This is a genomic window from Streptomyces sp. NPDC047043 (genome assembly GCF_040644055.1).
Taxonomy (GTDB): domain Bacteria; phylum Actinomycetota; class Actinomycetes; order Streptomycetales; family Streptomycetaceae; genus Streptomyces.
Genome location: NZ_JBEYVO010000005.1, coordinates 329,660 through 343,685, shown reverse-complemented (window position 1 = coordinate 343,685; position 14,026 = coordinate 329,660). Strand labels below are relative to the sequence as shown.

Annotated in this window: 14 protein-coding genes; 5 read left to right on the top strand and 9 right to left on the bottom strand. The window is 71.0% G+C overall.

Going from position 1 to position 14,026, the window contains the following annotated elements:
* Nucleotides 1-136: 136 nt before the first annotated feature.
* Nucleotides 137-925 (top strand): ferritin-like domain-containing protein, encoded by a 789-nt coding sequence (locus ABZ880_RS10620; RefSeq protein ID WP_361259957.1) that lies wholly within the window; start codon nt 137-139, stop codon nt 923-925.
* Here ABZ880_RS10620 and corA read toward each other — a convergent pair.
* A complete protein-coding gene (gene corA, locus ABZ880_RS10615; protein ID WP_361259885.1) occupies nt 922-1,917 on the bottom strand; it encodes a magnesium/cobalt transporter CorA in 996 nt (331 codons plus the stop codon). The two genes, ABZ880_RS10620 and corA, sit on opposite strands and share 4 nt — an antisense overlap.
* Nucleotides 1,918-1,979: 62 nt before the next feature.
* On the opposite strand from corA, the gene ABZ880_RS10610 reads away from it, so the two are divergent.
* From ABZ880_RS10610 to mshC, 4 genes are all read left to right on the top strand, one after another.
* Nucleotides 1,980-2,666 (top strand): histidine phosphatase family protein, encoded by a 687-nt coding sequence (locus ABZ880_RS10610; RefSeq protein WP_361259883.1) that lies wholly within the window; start codon nt 1,980-1,982, stop codon nt 2,664-2,666.
* Between the two features lie 69 nt (nt 2,667-2,735).
* Nucleotides 2,736-3,326 (top strand): DUF3090 domain-containing protein, encoded by a 591-nt coding sequence (locus tag ABZ880_RS10605; protein ID WP_361259882.1) that lies wholly within the window; start codon nt 2,736-2,738, stop codon nt 3,324-3,326.
* Nucleotides 3,290-4,117, top strand: coding sequence for an SCO1664 family protein (locus ABZ880_RS10600; RefSeq protein WP_361259880.1), 828 nt, complete (start codon nt 3,290-3,292; stop codon nt 4,115-4,117). The genes ABZ880_RS10605 and ABZ880_RS10600 overlap by 37 nt, the downstream gene beginning before the upstream one ends.
* Before the next feature lie 116 nt (nt 4,118-4,233).
* Entirely contained in the window at nt 4,234-5,463 is a 1,230-nt protein-coding gene (gene mshC, locus ABZ880_RS10595; RefSeq protein ID WP_361259878.1) for a cysteine--1-D-myo-inosityl 2-amino-2-deoxy-alpha-D-glucopyranoside ligase, read from the top strand.
* Nucleotides 5,464-5,534: 71 nt separating this feature from the next.
* On the opposite strand, the gene ABZ880_RS10590 is transcribed toward mshC, so the two are convergent.
* The 8 genes from ABZ880_RS10590 to ABZ880_RS10555 form a co-directional block, all read right to left on the bottom strand.
* Nucleotides 5,535-6,170, bottom strand: coding sequence for a hypothetical protein (locus tag ABZ880_RS10590; RefSeq protein ID WP_361259876.1), 636 nt, complete (start codon nt 6,168-6,170; stop codon nt 5,535-5,537).
* 64 nt (nt 6,171-6,234) lie between these two features.
* A complete protein-coding gene (locus ABZ880_RS10585) occupies nt 6,235-7,977 on the bottom strand; it encodes a S8 family peptidase (protein ID WP_361259874.1) in 1,743 nt (580 codons plus the stop codon).
* Nucleotides 7,978-8,254: 277 nt separating this feature from the next.
* A complete protein-coding gene (locus tag ABZ880_RS10580; protein WP_361259872.1) occupies nt 8,255-9,157 on the bottom strand; it encodes a PAC2 family protein in 903 nt (300 codons plus the stop codon).
* Between the two features lie 163 nt (nt 9,158-9,320).
* Complete coding sequence (locus tag ABZ880_RS10575) at nt 9,321-9,992, bottom strand: FadR/GntR family transcriptional regulator (RefSeq protein WP_361259871.1); 672 nt, start codon at nt 9,990-9,992, stop codon at nt 9,321-9,323.
* 80 nt (nt 9,993-10,072) lie between these two features.
* A complete protein-coding gene (locus ABZ880_RS10570; protein WP_361259869.1) occupies nt 10,073-11,374 on the bottom strand; it encodes an amidohydrolase in 1,302 nt (433 codons plus the stop codon).
* A complete protein-coding gene (locus tag ABZ880_RS10565; protein ID WP_361259867.1) occupies nt 11,371-12,123 on the bottom strand; it encodes a nucleoside phosphorylase in 753 nt (250 codons plus the stop codon). The genes ABZ880_RS10570 and ABZ880_RS10565 overlap by 4 nt, the downstream gene beginning before the upstream one ends.
* Nucleotides 12,120-12,986, bottom strand: coding sequence for an ABC transporter permease (locus tag ABZ880_RS10560; protein WP_361259865.1), 867 nt, complete (start codon nt 12,984-12,986; stop codon nt 12,120-12,122). The genes ABZ880_RS10565 and ABZ880_RS10560 overlap by 4 nt, the downstream gene beginning before the upstream one ends.
* Nucleotides 12,986-14,026 carry an ABC transporter permease gene (locus ABZ880_RS10555; protein WP_361259863.1) on the bottom strand — a complete coding sequence of 347 codons (1,041 nt, stop codon included), beginning with the start codon at nt 14,024-14,026 and terminating at the stop codon, nt 12,986-12,988. Before ABZ880_RS10555 ends, ABZ880_RS10560 begins: the two co-directional genes overlap by 1 nt.

Genomic DNA, 14,026 nt, shown 5'->3' with positions numbered 1-14,026 from the left:
CGGTTACGCACCCGGCCCTACCCGGTGGGTCCTCCTTTTGGCGGAGTTGTCGGACACAGCTGTTGCAGCACCTCTCTTGCCGCATTTGACTCGTTCTTTGCGGAATCCGGCGGAATCCTGCGGAGAGGTGAACACGATGCTTTCGGCCAAGAGTCTGTTCCAGGAGATCCTCGACGACGACGAGTCCTTCGCGCTGTTCTGCTCCATCGCGGCCAGCGGGGAGTCGCAGGGCGGCTGGGAGAACGCCCGGATCGCCGCGCTGGTGCCGCAGAGCGAACGAGAACTGGCCCCGAAGATCACCCGGCACGGCGCCGACGAGGACAAGCACGGGCGGATCTTCAACGCCCTGATGAAGAAACGCGGCCTGAAACCCGTCCCGGTACCGCCCGAGACCGACTACACGATGCTTCTGGAGAAGCACGGCATCGGCCTCGCCCACGAGAAGCTCAAGAGCGACGAGCCGCTCACCGTGCAGGACATCGTCACCTACCTCGCCCACAGCCGGGTCACCGAGCAGCGCGCCTCCGAGCAGATGGACCTGCTGCGCAAGCACTTCGCCGACCACCCCGACATCGGCCGCGCGGTGAAGATGATCTCCGGCGACGAGGACAACCATCTCGCCTACTGCCACGAGGAGTTGCTGCGCTTCGCGCAGGGCGGGCACGGCCGCGCAATCCAGCACACGCTGCGGGAGTGCGCGCTCGCCGAGATCCGCATCTACCGCGACGTCAGCCTCGCCGTCATGGACCACATGGGCCGCATCCTCGGCTGGCCGAGGGCCAAGGCGGCGGTGCTCGCGGCCGGCATCCACGCCGTGTACGCCTACGAGCGGTTCGCGGGCTGGCGGCGGATGGTGAGCCTGAGGATGCCCGAGCGCCGGGACGCGCTCGGCGGACCGGCGAGCGCCGCCCCGGAGTTCGCCTAGAGCCAGCCCCGGTGCTTGAACAGCCGGTACAGCAGGATCTCCAGGGCGACCATCGCCCCGATCACCGCAGGGTACGACCACAGCCAGTGCAGCTCCGGCATGTGGTCGAAGTTCATGCCGTAGATCCCCGCGATCATCGTGGGGACAGCGGCCATGGCCGCCCACGCGGAGATCTTCCGCATGTCGTCGTTCTGCCGGACGCTCATCTGCGCCAGATGCGCCGACAGGATGTCCGAGACCAGCCGGTCCAGGCCCTCCACGGACTCGTTCACGCGGGCGAGGTGGTCGCTGACGTCGCGGAAGAACGGCCGCGCCTTCTCGTTCACGAAGGGCACCGTCCCGCCGGACGGGCCCGAGCCGACGAGGCGGGTCAGCGGCAGCGTGAGCGGTCCGGTCGCCCGGCGGAACTCCAGGACCTGCCGTTTGAAGGTGTAGATCCGGGACGCGGTGTGACGCGAGCCCCCGCCGTCCGGCGAGAAGACCTCCGCCTCCAGCTCCTCCAGGTCGGTCTGCAGCTCGGTGGCCACGTCCAGGTAGTGGTCGACGACGGCGTCGGAGATCGCGTACAGCACTGACGTGGGGCCCTTCCCGAGCAGCTCGGGCTCTTGCTCGAGGCGCTTGCGAACCGCCCCCAGCGGGGAGCCCTCGCCGTGGCGGACGGTCACCACGAAGCAGTCCCCGATGAAGACCATGACCTCACCCGTGGAGACCTGGTCGCTGTCGGGCTCGTACACGACCGGCTTGAGCACGAGGAACAGCGAGTCGTCGTACACCTCGAGCTTGGGCCGCTGGTGGGCCTTCAGGGCGTCCTCGACGGCCAGCGGGTGCAGCCCGAACTCCTCGGTGACCAGGTCGAACTCCTTCTCCGAAGGCTCGTGCAGCCCGATCCAGACGAACCCGCCCGCACCGCGCGCCTCCTCCAGGGCGTCGGAGAAGTCCTCCGGGCCCTCCATGCGGTGCCCGTCGGCGTAGATGGCACAGTCGACGATCACGGAGCGTGTTCCCCTTCCTCGCGGGCCCCACGGCGAGCGGGCGTATGCCTACCCTGGGCCGCATGCCCACGCTGATCCTGGTCCGGCACGGACGTTCCACCGCCAACACCGAGGGGGTGCTCGCCGGGTGGACGCCCGGTGTCGCCCTCGACGAGCGCGGGGCCGCGCAGGCCGCCGCTCTGCCCGGGCGGCTCGCCGCGCTGCCCATCTCCGAGGTGGTCAGCAGCCCGCTGCAGCGCTGCCAGGAGACCATCGGCCCCCTGCTGGCGGCCCGGCCGGAACTCACCGCCCACCTCGACGAACGGATCGGCGAGTGCCACTACGGCGACTGGTCCGGCCGCAAGCTCGCCGAGCTCAAGGACGAGCCGCTGATGGAGGTCGTGCAGGCGCACCCGTCGGCCGCCGCCTTCCCCGGCGGCGAGTCGATGCGGGCGATGCAGACCCGCGCCGCCGAGGCCGTACGCGAGTGGAACGCGCGCGTGGAGCGCGACCACGGCGCAGACGCCGTCTACCTCATGTGCTCGCACGGCGACATCATCAAGTCCCTCGTCGCGGACGCACTCGGACTTCATCTCGACCTCTTCCAGAGGGTTTCCGTTGAACCGTGTTCCATCACCGCGATCCGTTACACCCGTCTCAGGCCGTTCCTCGTCCGCCTCGGTGACACCGGTGACTTCGCCTCCCTGGCGCCCCGCGAGGAACCCCCGGCAGGAGACGCCACGGTCGGGGGCGGTGCGGGCGCACCGTGATCGTCGGGCGCAGTAGGGTGAAGCGGTCGCAGTAGCGCCGAACCCATCCACGACTCCAGGAGACAGGACGTGTCCCGTCAGGTGTTCCTCTACGACCCTCCGGACCGCTTCGTGGCCGGCACGGTCGGACTGCCCGGACGCCGTACGTTCTTCCTCCAGGCCATCGCAGGCTCCCGGGTGACCAGCGTGGCCCTGGAGAAGACGCAGGTCGCCGCCCTTGCCGAACGCATGGACGAGCTGCTCGACGAGGTCGTACGGCGCAGTGGCGGCAATGCCGCCGTCCCCGCCGTGGCCCCCACCGAGATCTCCGACACCGAACCCCTGGACACCCCCATCGAGGAGGAGTTCAGGGTCGGCACCATGGCCCTCGCCTGGGACGGCGAGGAGCAGCGCATGATCGTCGAGGCGCAGGCCCTCGTGGAGCTCGACGCCGACTCCGAGGAGGACCTCGCCGAGGCCGAGGAGCGCCTGCTGCAGGACGAGGAGAACGGGCCCCCGATGCTGCGGGTCCGGCTGACCGGCACGCAGGCGAGAGCCTTCGCCAAGCGCGCCCTCGACGTCGTCAACGCCGGGCGGCCGCCGTGCCCGCTGTGCAGCCTCCCGCTGGACCCGGAAGGACACGTATGTCCGCGCCAGAACGGATACCGCCGCGGAGCGTGACGCCCGTCGAACTGCTCGCCGACGGCGAGCTCACCGTGCGCGGCCGGATCCGCGACGCATCCAATGCCGCGCTGTACTGCACCGTCTCGCACGAGGGCCGGGAGGCGGCCTGCATCTACAAGCCCGTCGCCGGCGAGCGGCCCCTGTGGGACTTCCCGGACGGCAATCTCGCCCGGCGCGAGGTGGCCGCGTACGAGGTCTCCGAGGCGACCGGCTGGGGGCTCGTGCCGCCCACCGTGCTGCGCGAGGGACCGTACGGCGAGGGCATGGTCCAGCAGTGGATCGAGGTGTCCGCCGAGGACGACGCCCCCGAGCTGCTCGCCCTGGTCGACGGTGAGGAGCCCGAGCCCGGCTGGAAGGCGATCGGCTTCGCCGAGGTCGGCGAGGGGCGGACGGCGCTGCTGGTGCACGCCGACGACGAGCGGCTGCGCCGGCTCGCGGTCCTGGACGCCGTGATCAACAACGCGGACCGCAAGGGCGGCCACCTGCTGCCCACCACCGGGGGCCGGCTGTACGGCATCGACCACGGGGTGACCTTCAACACGGAGAACAAGCTCAGGACGCTCCTGTGGGGGTGGGCGGGAGAGCCGCTGGAGCCGGAGGCCATCGACGTCCTCAAGGCCCTCCAGGAAGGCCTGGCGGCGCAGGGAGCGCTGGCCGGGCGGCTGTCCGGGCTGATCACCGGCCCCGAGCTGGACGCCACGCGTGCGCGTGTGGAGGCGCTGCTGAAGTCGGGGAAGCACCCCGAGCCGAGTGGCGACTGGCCCGCCATTCCGTGGCCGCCCGTGTAGGAGGACACTGTCCGGTACCCGCGTGCACACCGTGCGGTACCGCGCAAGACCGCCTTACCGGCCATCCGGCCCGGTCCGGTTCGTATACGGAACTTCCGTCCGGTTAGGCTCATGACATGCATGCCTGGCCCGCTTCCGAGGTCCCCGCCCTGCCTGGTCAGGGCCGCGACCTGAGGATCCACGACACCGCGACCGGTGGCTTGGTCTCCCTTGACCCCGGTCCCGTCGCCCGTCTCTACGTCTGCGGCATCACGCCGTACGACGCGACCCACATGGGGCACGCGGCGACCTACAACGCGTTCGACCTCGTTCAGCGCGTGTGGCTCGACACCAAGCGGCAGGTTCACTACGTCCAGAACGTGACCGACGTCGACGACCCGCTGCTCGAGCGGGCGCACCGTGACGGCGTCGACTGGGTCGCCCTCGCCGAGAAGGAGACCGCCCTCTTCCGCGAGGACATGACCGCCCTGCGGATGCTGCCCCCGCAGCACTACATAGGCGCGGTCGAGGCGATACCCGGCATCGTGCCGCTCGTCGAGCGGCTGCGGGACGCCGGTGCCGCCTACGAACTCGAGGGCGACATCTACTTCTCCGTCGAGTCCGACCCGAACTTCGGCAAGGTCTCGAACCTCGACGCGGCCGCCATGCGGCAGCTGTCCGCCGAGCGTGGCGGCGACCCGGACCGCCCGGGCAAGAAGAATCCGCTCGACCCGATGCTGTGGATGGCCGCCCGCGAGGGCGAGCCCAGCTGGGACGGCGGCTCACTGGGGCGCGGCCGCCCCGGCTGGCACATCGAGTGCGTGGCCATCGCCCTGGACCACCTCGGGATGACCTTCGACGTGCAGGGCGGCGGCTCCGACCTCGCCTTCCCGCACCACGAGATGGGCGCCTCGCACGCTCAGGTGCTGACCGGCGAGTTCCCCATGGCCAAGGCGTATGTGCACGCCGGCATGGTCGCCCTGGACGGCGAGAAGATGTCCAAGTCCAAGGGCAACCTGGTGTTCGTGTCCAAGCTGCGGCGCGACGGGGTGGACCCGGCCGCGATCCGGCTGGCGCTGCTCGCCCACCACTACCGCTCCGACTGGGAGTGGACCGACCAGGTCCTCGAGGACGCCCTGGCCCGGCTCGGCCGCTGGCGCGCCGCCGTCTCCCGGCCCGACGGACCGCCCGCCGAGGCCCTCGTCGAGGAGATCCGCGAGGCCCTCGCGAACGACCTGGACGCCCCGGCCGCGCTCGCCGCTGTCGACCGCTGGGCCGGACAGCAGGAGGAGCAGGGCGGCACGGACATCGGGGCCCCCGGTGTCGTATCGCGTGCCGTGGACGCTCTGTTGGGCGTGGCCCTGTAACCACGCCGGGCACCGAGAAGGGGCGCTTCCTCCCCGCGGGTGGAAGCGCCCCTCGTCTTACCCGGTGACTGTCAGATCCTGCGGACCTGGATGCTGCGCAGGACGTTCGGGGAGCCCGAGTCCCAGATACCGACCACCTGGTGGCCGAAGGCGAAGGCCTCCTGCACCTGGTCGTGGGTCTGCGGGTTCGGGTTGGCGAAGATCCTGAACTGGCCCTGGATGCGCAGCGCGATCAGGCTGGGCTGCCCCGGGAGCGGCTGGACGACGTCGATGTAGCCGTCCGCGATGCCGGCCTGCAGCACCTGCGACTGGACCTGCTGCTGGGCGTGCTGCACGGCGATCTGCTGGATCTGGTGGAGCTGCTGCTGCACCTGCTGCTCGACCTGCTGTTGCTGTTGCTGGCCGTAGCCCTGCTGCTGCCCGAGCTGCTGGAGCAGCTGCTGGAAGGGCTGCTGCTGGCCGAGCTGCTGGAGCTGCTCCAGCGAGCCCATGCCCATACCCATGGGCTGCTGCTGTCCGAACGGCTGCTGCTGGCCGTAGCCCTGCTGCTGCCCGAACGGCTGCTGCTGCTGTCCGAACGGCTGCTGCTGGCCGTAGCCCTGCTGCTGCCCGAACGGCTGCTGCTGGTACTGCTGGTAGGGCGATGTGCTCGGGAACTGCTGGCCTTGCTGTTGTCCCAGTTGGCTCATCTGCGGGGTGGTGCTCATGCGGGTGTCACCTTCCCTTGATGGACTTGCCTTGATGGGTTGGTTCTTGCTGTGTTGCGCTGCGTCAGCCCGTGACGACCAGGCCGACGATCTCGTCGTCCGAGAACCACACCCGGACGTCGGGCCGTCCCCCCGCGAAGGCGGAGTGCACCGCCTGGCGGATCTCGGGGGACGGGTGGTTGAGGTTGCGCCAGGCGCCGGCCACGAACAGCCGTAGCCTCGGCGGGAGTTCACGGGGGTAGGGCAGCAGCTCGTCCCAGTACCGTTCGGCCTGGCCCGAGCCGACCGCCTGCGGCAGCAGATGGGTGACCGCCGCCTTGATGTCGGGCCGGTTGCCGATCCGCTGGGAGGCGGGCCGGCCCGGTGCGTCCTGCTGCGGGGAGCCCGTGGCCCGCAGCACCTCCCGGGCGCGCTCCGGGGACATCGGTTGCTGGGCCGCCGACTTGAGCATGCCCTGCAGTGCGGCGAGTGCGCCGACCACCACCGGGGAGGCGGAGGAGGTCCCGGAGAACGTGTCCGTGTACCAGGCGATCTCCTCGGGCCCGCCCTGCAGATCGCCGGGTCGGTCCCAGAAGCCGCCGGTGGTCGTGACCTCGCGTCCCCAGCCCTGCGCGTCCACACGGGCGCCGTAGTTGGAGAACGCCAGCCTCGACCGGTCCGGGCCGTGATCGCGGCCGTGCGTGCCGGGCGGCGGTGCGCCCGCGCCGACCACGACGGCACCGGAGGACTGGTTGGAGGGGTTGAACGGGTTGCGCCACCACTCCGGGAACTCGTCGGGGCGGCGCTCGTAGACCGCGTCGTCGAGCGACTCGGAGCCGTTGCCGGCCGCCTCGACCACGAGGACGCCCTTGGCGGTGGCGTACCGGATGGCCGCGAAGTCGTCCGGCCACCACTCGATCGCGATGTAGCCGCGCTGGTCGTCACGCTCGGCGTACTCGAACCGCGGTCCTGGTCGGTGGAGTTCGATCAGTACGACGTCGCCGGGGCCGAGCCGCTCGGCCGCCGCGTGGATCGCGGCCGCCGTGCCGATGCCCTGGAAGGACGCGGCCGCGGTCACCGCCTCCGGCACGATGCCGTTCACGCCGTACTCGCCCAGGTCACCGCCGATCACGCCGATCACGGCGGTGCCGTGGTTGCGCCAGGCGAGATCGGACAGCGGGGTGCCGACCACGACGCCGGCCAGCTTGGCTGCCAGGTCCTCATGGCCCAACTGCCAGGCGCCTTCGACGTCGATGACCGTCACCCCCTGACCCGCCCCACCGGGGCGCTGCCAGGCCCAGTGGGCGTCTATCCCCTCGGGCGCGGGACGCAGATAGCCCTGCCGGCTGCTGAAGTCGGGCGTGACGGGCGCGCCTTCCTTCAGCCGCCGGCTGTCGTCGGCGCTCTGCCCGACCTGCCCCAGGGAGGCGGGTACGGCGCCCGGTTTCACGTACGCCGTCTCGATCCCCGGCAGCGCGGCGATCCGCGAGCGCAGCTCCTGGGCGCGGCTCTCGCCGCCGCGCACCCGGTAGAACATCGCGAGGTCGGGCACGTTCCCGTCGCCCGGGGCCGCGGTCTGCTGCTGCAGCCGCTCCTCGCTGCCGAACAGGGGCTCCAGCGCCAGCTGTTCGTCGCTGAGGAACATGTTCAGCGACGAGACGTCGGCCCCCGCCGCCGAGCGGACGCCCTCGGCCTGGGCGCGCAGCCGGGCCTCGGGGCGGGCGACGACGATCAGTTCCTGCTCGGCTCCTCGATAGGTGAATCCCGCGCCGTCGGGCCCCGGCCCGGACGTTCCCGGCCCTTGCGCCGGCTGTACCTGGTCGCTCATCGGGTACCGCTCCCTTCGGTCCGTGCGGGTGGCCATCGGTGCACAACCAAGCACGCCGTCGGCGAGGCGTCCAGACCGTCTTCACCAACTCGGTTTGAAAACAAGTTGAATTGGGTACCGTGTGCAATCCGTCCTGAAGTAGATGTCACGTAGCAATCCGGCCAAATGCTGCAGAGGCGACTGGCAACTGACGGGACACGGGCGCCAGTTGACGCCGACTCGGACGAAAAAGAAGGGCGGTGCGCCTCATGCGCACCGCCCTCAGTGATTCAAGCGTTCATTCCTCCGACGACTCTTCGTCGTCGATTCCCGGCCTCGGCGGCTTCGGCGGTTTCGTCCGTCCGTCCCTGCGCCGCAGATACCGCTCGAACTCGCGGGCGATCGCCTCGCCCGACGCCTCCGGCAGCTCCGCGGTGTCCCGGGCCTCCTCCAGCGTCTGCACGTACTCGGCGACCTCGCTGTCCTCGGCGGCCAGCTGGTCCACGCCCACCTGCCAGGCGCGCGCGTCCTCGGGCAGCTCGCCCAGCGGGATGCGCACGTCGATCAGGTCCTCGAGGCGGTTGAGCAGGGCCAGCGTCGCCTTGGGGTTCGGCGGCTGCGACACGTAGTGCGGTACGGCCGCCCACAGCGACACCGCGGGTACGCCCGCGTGCGTGCACGCCTCCTGCAGGACGCCGACGATGCCCGTGGGGCCCTCGTACTTGGTCTCCTCCAGGTCCATGCGCTGCGCCAGGTCCGCGTCGGACGTGGTGCCGCTGATCGGAACCGGGCGGGTGTGCGGGGTGTCGCCGAGCAGGGCGCCGAGGATGACGACCAGCTCCACGCCCAGCTCGTGTGCGAAGCCGAGCAGTTCGTTGCAGAACGAGCGCCACCGCATCGACGGTTCGATGCCCCGGACGAGCACGAGGTCGCGCGGCTTCTCGCCGCCGACCCGCACCACCGACAACCTTGTCGTCGGCCACGTGATCTTGCGCACGCCGCCGTCCATCCACACTGTGGGGCGGTTCACCTGGAAGTCGTAGTAGTCCTCGGCGTCCAGCGCCGCGAACACCTCGCCCTTCCACTCCCTGTCCAGATGCGCGACCGCGGTGGAGGCGGCGTCGCCGGCATCGTTCCAGCCCTCGAACGCGGCCACCATGACCGGGTCGATCAGCTCGGGAACCCCCTCGAGCTCGATCACCCAGGCCTCCTTCCGACGTGCCCTCGCTTGACCACCCAACCTTACGGCGTGCGGCGGGGGCGCCCGCAGCCCCCTTGCACGGGGGAGTGAACGGATCACTGCCCCGTCCGGGGCCCCCGAACACCCATGATCGCCATCACGGGCCACCCCCGCGCGAAGCCCCTCAGAGCGAGGAGCGCAGCCACTGCTCCACGCTTGCGATGTGCACCGTCGCCCAGGACCGCGCCGCCTCCGCGTCCCGGTCGCGCAGCGCGGCCAGGATCGCCCGGTGCTCGTGCAGGGTGCGGCTGACCGCGTCCTCCTGGGTCAGACCGCGCCAGATACGGGCCCGGGTGGTCGGCCCGGACAGGCCGTCCAGCAGCGAGCAGAGCACCGAGTTGCCGGAGCTCTGCACGATGCCCCGGTGGAAGTCGAGGTCGCAGGCGACGAGCTCCTCCACCGAGGGCGCGTCGCCGAGCTTCTCCAACTGGGCCGACAGCGCATCCAGTTGCTGCTCGCTGATCCTGGAGGCCGCCATCGCCGTGGCGGCCGGCTCCAGGATGCGGCGCACGGCCAGGAACTCCAGGACCGTGTCGTCTCGGTGGAAGTCGACGACGAAGCTCAGCGCCTCCAGCAGCAGCTGCGGATCCAGGCTGGTCACATACGTGCCGTCGCCCTGCCGCACGTCCAGGATCCGGATCAGCGACAGCGCGCGCACCGCCTCCCGCAGGGAGTTGCGGGACAGCCCCAGCTCGGAGGCGAGCTCGCTCTCCTTGGGCAGCCGGTCGCCGGGGCGCAGCGCGCCGGAGACGATCATGCCCTTGATCTTCTCGATCGCCTCGTCGGTGACTGCCATGACCGGCCTCCCTGTCGTTCAGACATCCGATGTCTCAGGCCATTATGGGGGTTCAGTGGGCTGAACGGGACTGTGAATGCTCAGCTCAGGGCGAGGATCTCCAGGTCGGCGACCACAGCCGCCTCGTCGAGGGTCCGCAGCACCCGATCCCGCATCAGCACCCGCCCGTCGACGACGGTCTCCCGTACGTCCGCCGAGTGCGCGGCGTACGCGAGCGATGACCACGGGTCGTGCAGCGGCCGAAGATGTGCGCCGCCGAGGTCGAGCACGATCAGGTCGGCCCGCTTGCCCGCCTCCAGCGAGCCCAGCTGCTCCCCGAGCCCCAGCGCCCGCGCACCCTCGATCGTCGCCATCCGTACGGCCTGTTCGGCGCCGACCGCCGTCGGGTCGCCGCCCGCCTTGTGCACCAGCCCCGCCTGCCGTACGGCGCCCAGCACGTCCAGTGTGTTGGAGCTGACGGCCCCGTCGGTGCCGAGCCCGACGGTCACGCCGGCGCTCAGCAGCCGCGGCACCGGCGCGATTCCGCAGCCCAGCTTCAGGTTGGACACCGGGCAGTGCGCGACCGAGGTGCCGGTGCGGGCCAGCGCGGCGATCTCGGGGCCGGTGAGGTCCACGGCGTGCGCGAGCAGCACGTCCGGGCCGAGCACGCCGAGCGAGTCGAGCAGCTCGACCGGCCGCTTGCCGTACTTGACCTCGACGGTGGCGACCTCGGTGGCGTTCTCGGCCGCGTGGATGTGCAGCAGCGCCCCGAACTCCCGGGCCAGGGCGGCGATTTCGGTGAGCTGGTCGGGGGAGAGGGTGTAGGTGGAGTGGGCGAACACCACGGGACGGTGGCCGGGGCGGGCCGCGCCGCGCGCCTCCAGGTCCCGTCGCGCCCACTGCATCCGGTCCTGGTAGGCGATGCCGTCGGGCGGTTCCGGTACGTCCATGAAGGTGGGGCCGGAGTGCAGCCGCCAGCCGGACTCGCGGGCCGCCTGCTCGGCCGCCTCGTGGAACCAGTACATGTCGAGTGCCGAGGTCACCCCTGCCCGTACGCTCTCGGCGATCGCCAGCCGCACCGCCGCCGCCACGGTCTTCGGCGCCAGCAGTTCGGCCTCCGCCGGCAGCACCCGCTCCAGGAAGCCCTGCAGGGTGACGTCGTCGGCCCGGCCCCGCAGCAGGGTCATGGCGAGATGCGTGTGCGTGTTGACGAGGCCGGGCAGGACGAGACAGCCCGCGGCGTCAATGGACTCGGCGGCCGTGAACCGCGCTTTCAGCTCCTCGGCCGGTCCGACGGCGACGATCTCGCCCTCGTGGACGGCAACCGCCCCGTCCCGTACGACGGTTCCGGTCTCGTCGACGGTCAGTACGTCACCGCCGTGCACCAACAGGTCGATGCTCACGCCTGACACTCCTCAGCCAGCAGTCGCAGTGCCTCCAGTGACACCACCGCGCCGCGCTCGACGCCCGCCGCGACGACGTCCCGATGCGGGTTGTACCCGCCGGTGCTCTCCTCGTCGACGAGTTCGTCCGCGTTCGCGCCATCGACGACGAGCACACCGCCGGCGACGAGTCCGCGCAGCGAAGCCGTCACCAGCAGCGCGGACAGCTCCATCTCGATGGCGGCGAGCCCGGCACCGTCGTAGGAGAACAGCGGAATGAGCCCCGGCTGGAAGGCCGCCCGCGTCCACACGATGCCCCGGTGGTGCGGGACTTGGGCCTCTCGGGCCGCCCGCTGCAGTGCGAAGACGGCCTCGGGGGAGGAGACCGCCGGGTACTCGGGCGGCAGCAGCTGGTGCGTGACGCCGTCGTCACGTACGGCCGCCTCGGCGATGACCAGATCGCCGTCGCCGATGCCCGGCTTCATCGCGCCCGCCGTGCCGAACCGCAGGAAGGTGCCCACCCCCGCGTCCGCCAGCTCCTGGAACAGCAGGATCGCACCCGGCGCACCCACCCCGTGCGAGGCGACGGCGACCGGCAGTCCCTTCCAACTCCCGCTGAACACACGGTATTCACGGTGGTACGACACCTCTTCGGCACCGTCGAGCAGCGCGGCGACCGCGGCGGCGCGCGCCGGGTCGCCGACGACGACCGCGTGCGCCGGAAGTCCCGTGCGCGGTATCCGGGTGATGGGCAGCAGGTCCTGCGTCATGAGGCGGCTCCGGGGGAGGGGCGGATACGGCGACGGCGAGCCGTCGTGAGGAAGAGGGCGCCCAGCGTGACGACGTAGGGCGCGGCGTCGGTCGCCTGCTGCGGCAGACCGAGGCCCTGGAGGCGGAAACCGGCCGCCTCGGCGAGACCGAAGAGCAGCGCGGCGAGCAGCACGCCGACGGGCGCGGCACGCCCGAGCATCACCGCCACCACGGCGATCCAGCCGCGGCCCGCCGTCATGTTCTCGGAGAACAACGTGACGTTCCCGAGAGCGAGTTGGGCGCCGGCAAGACCGCACAGCACGCCCGAGACCAGCACGGCAGCGTACTTGTACTTCGCCGGGCTCACCCCGAGCGTCGCCGCCGCGTCCGGTGCCTCGCCGACCCCGCGCAGCCTGAGGCCCCACACATGCCGCGACAGCAGCACCGCGGCCACCGCGACCGCCAGCCACGCCAGATACGCGAGCGGTGTGAAGCCACCGACCAGCGGCAGCCCGGCAAGTGACGGGTCGTCGAAAGTGCCCTGCACACCGAAGACCGTACGGAGAAGGAAGCTCGTGAGGCCAACTGCCAGGAGATTCATGGCGATTCCCAGCACCACCGCGTCCCCGCGCAGGGTCACGGCGCCGATGGCCAGGACGAGTGAGTAGGCGGCGCAGGCGAGGGCTGCGGCCAGCACGCCCAGCCAGGGGCTGCCGGTGAACCAGCTCGTGGCCACGGAGGTGAAGCAGCCCAGCAGCATCATGCCTTCGAGGCCGATGTTGAACACGCCCGCCCGCTCGCAGATGGCCCCGCCCAGCGCGGCCAGCAGGATCGGGGTCAGCGCGCGCAGCGCCGACATCAGGAGATCGGAGTCGAAGAACATCACACCGCCTCCTTGCGACGGTCGAACCACCGGCTGGGAAAACGCAGTCGGGCCGCCAGGAACACGATCACCACGGCCTGCAGCACCTGGGTCAGCTCCCGCGGCACCTCGGTCGTCCGCTCCATCGCGAGCCCGCCGACCTGAAGGACGGCGAAGAAGAACGACGCGATCACGGTGCCTAGCGGAGCGGCGAACGCGAGCAGCGCGGCCGTGAGTCCCGTCCAGGTGTAGCCCGGTGCGGTCAGGGAGCCGTCGACGAAGCGGTACGGGAAGCTCAACACCCCTACGGCCCCCACGAGTCCGGCGAGCGCGCCGGACACGGACATCAACTTGAGGGTCAGGCCCCGGCGTTCGACACCGGCGTACGCGGAGAAGCGGGCGTTGAGGCCGGTCATGCGGATCTCGTATCCGAGGGCGGTGCGCTTGTCCGTGAACCAGTAGGCGACGGCCGCGAGGACGACCAGGACGAGGCCCACCGTCACCGTCGAGTCACCGAAGGCGGGCAGTGCCACGCCGTCGGGCAGTGCGCGGGTCTGGGGGAGGCTGGAGCCGGGGTCCTTGAGCGGGTAGCGCGCCAGATAGGAGGCGAGCGAGACCGCCGGGTAGCTGAGGAGAAGGCTGCTGACCAGGAGCGGGACACCGAGGTGGTTCTCGCAGAGGGCGGCCAGGACGGCGTACGCGGCACCGGCCGTCATGCCCGCGAGCAGCGCCAGTACGACGGTGAGGGGCGCGGGCAGCGGCGAGTACAGGCCGGTCACGGCAGCCGTGATGCCACCGAGCACCATCTGTCCGTCGCCGCCGAGGTTGATCAGCCCGGCGCGCAGCGGGATCGCCAGCGCGAGCGCCATGCCGAGGACGCTGGTGCCGGTGGACAGGGTGGAGCCGATGCCGTCGGCGCCGAGCGAGCCGGTGAGGACCGCCTCGTAGGCCGAGACCGGGTCCGCGCCGGTGCCGACGAGGAAGAGCGCGCCGATGAGGACGCCGGCGAGGACGGAGAAGGTGATGGGGGAGCGGAGGGCTCCGAGTACGGGGTGGTTCAT

Coding starts and splice junctions, on each gene's coding strand:
- ABZ880_RS10620 (WP_361259957.1), top strand. CDS start 137: ATGCTTTCGGCCAAGAGTCTGTTCCAGGAGATCCTCGACGACGACGAG.
- ABZ880_RS10610 (WP_361259883.1), top strand. CDS start 1,980: ATGCCCACGCTGATCCTGGTCCGGCACGGACGTTCCACCGCCAACACC.
- ABZ880_RS10600 (WP_361259880.1), top strand. CDS start 3,290: ATGTCCGCGCCAGAACGGATACCGCCGCGGAGCGTGACGCCCGTCGAA.
- mshC (WP_361259878.1), top strand. CDS start 4,234: ATGCATGCCTGGCCCGCTTCCGAGGTCCCCGCCCTGCCTGGTCAGGGC.
- ABZ880_RS10590 (WP_361259876.1), bottom strand. CDS start 6,170: ATGAGCACCACCCCGCAGATGAGCCAACTGGGACAACAGCAAGGCCAG.
- ABZ880_RS10585 (WP_361259874.1), bottom strand. CDS start 7,977: ATGAGCGACCAGGTACAGCCGGCGCAAGGGCCGGGAACGTCCGGGCCG.
- ABZ880_RS10575 (WP_361259871.1), bottom strand. CDS start 9,992: ATGGCAGTCACCGACGAGGCGATCGAGAAGATCAAGGGCATGATCGTC.
- ABZ880_RS10565 (WP_361259867.1), bottom strand. CDS start 12,123: ATGACGCAGGACCTGCTGCCCATCACCCGGATACCGCGCACGGGACTT.
- ABZ880_RS10560 (WP_361259865.1), bottom strand. CDS start 12,986: ATGTTCTTCGACTCCGATCTCCTGATGTCGGCGCTGCGCGCGCTGACC.
- ABZ880_RS10555 (WP_361259863.1), bottom strand. CDS start 14,026: ATGAACCACCCCGTACTCGGAGCCCTCCGCTCCCCCATCACCTTCTCC.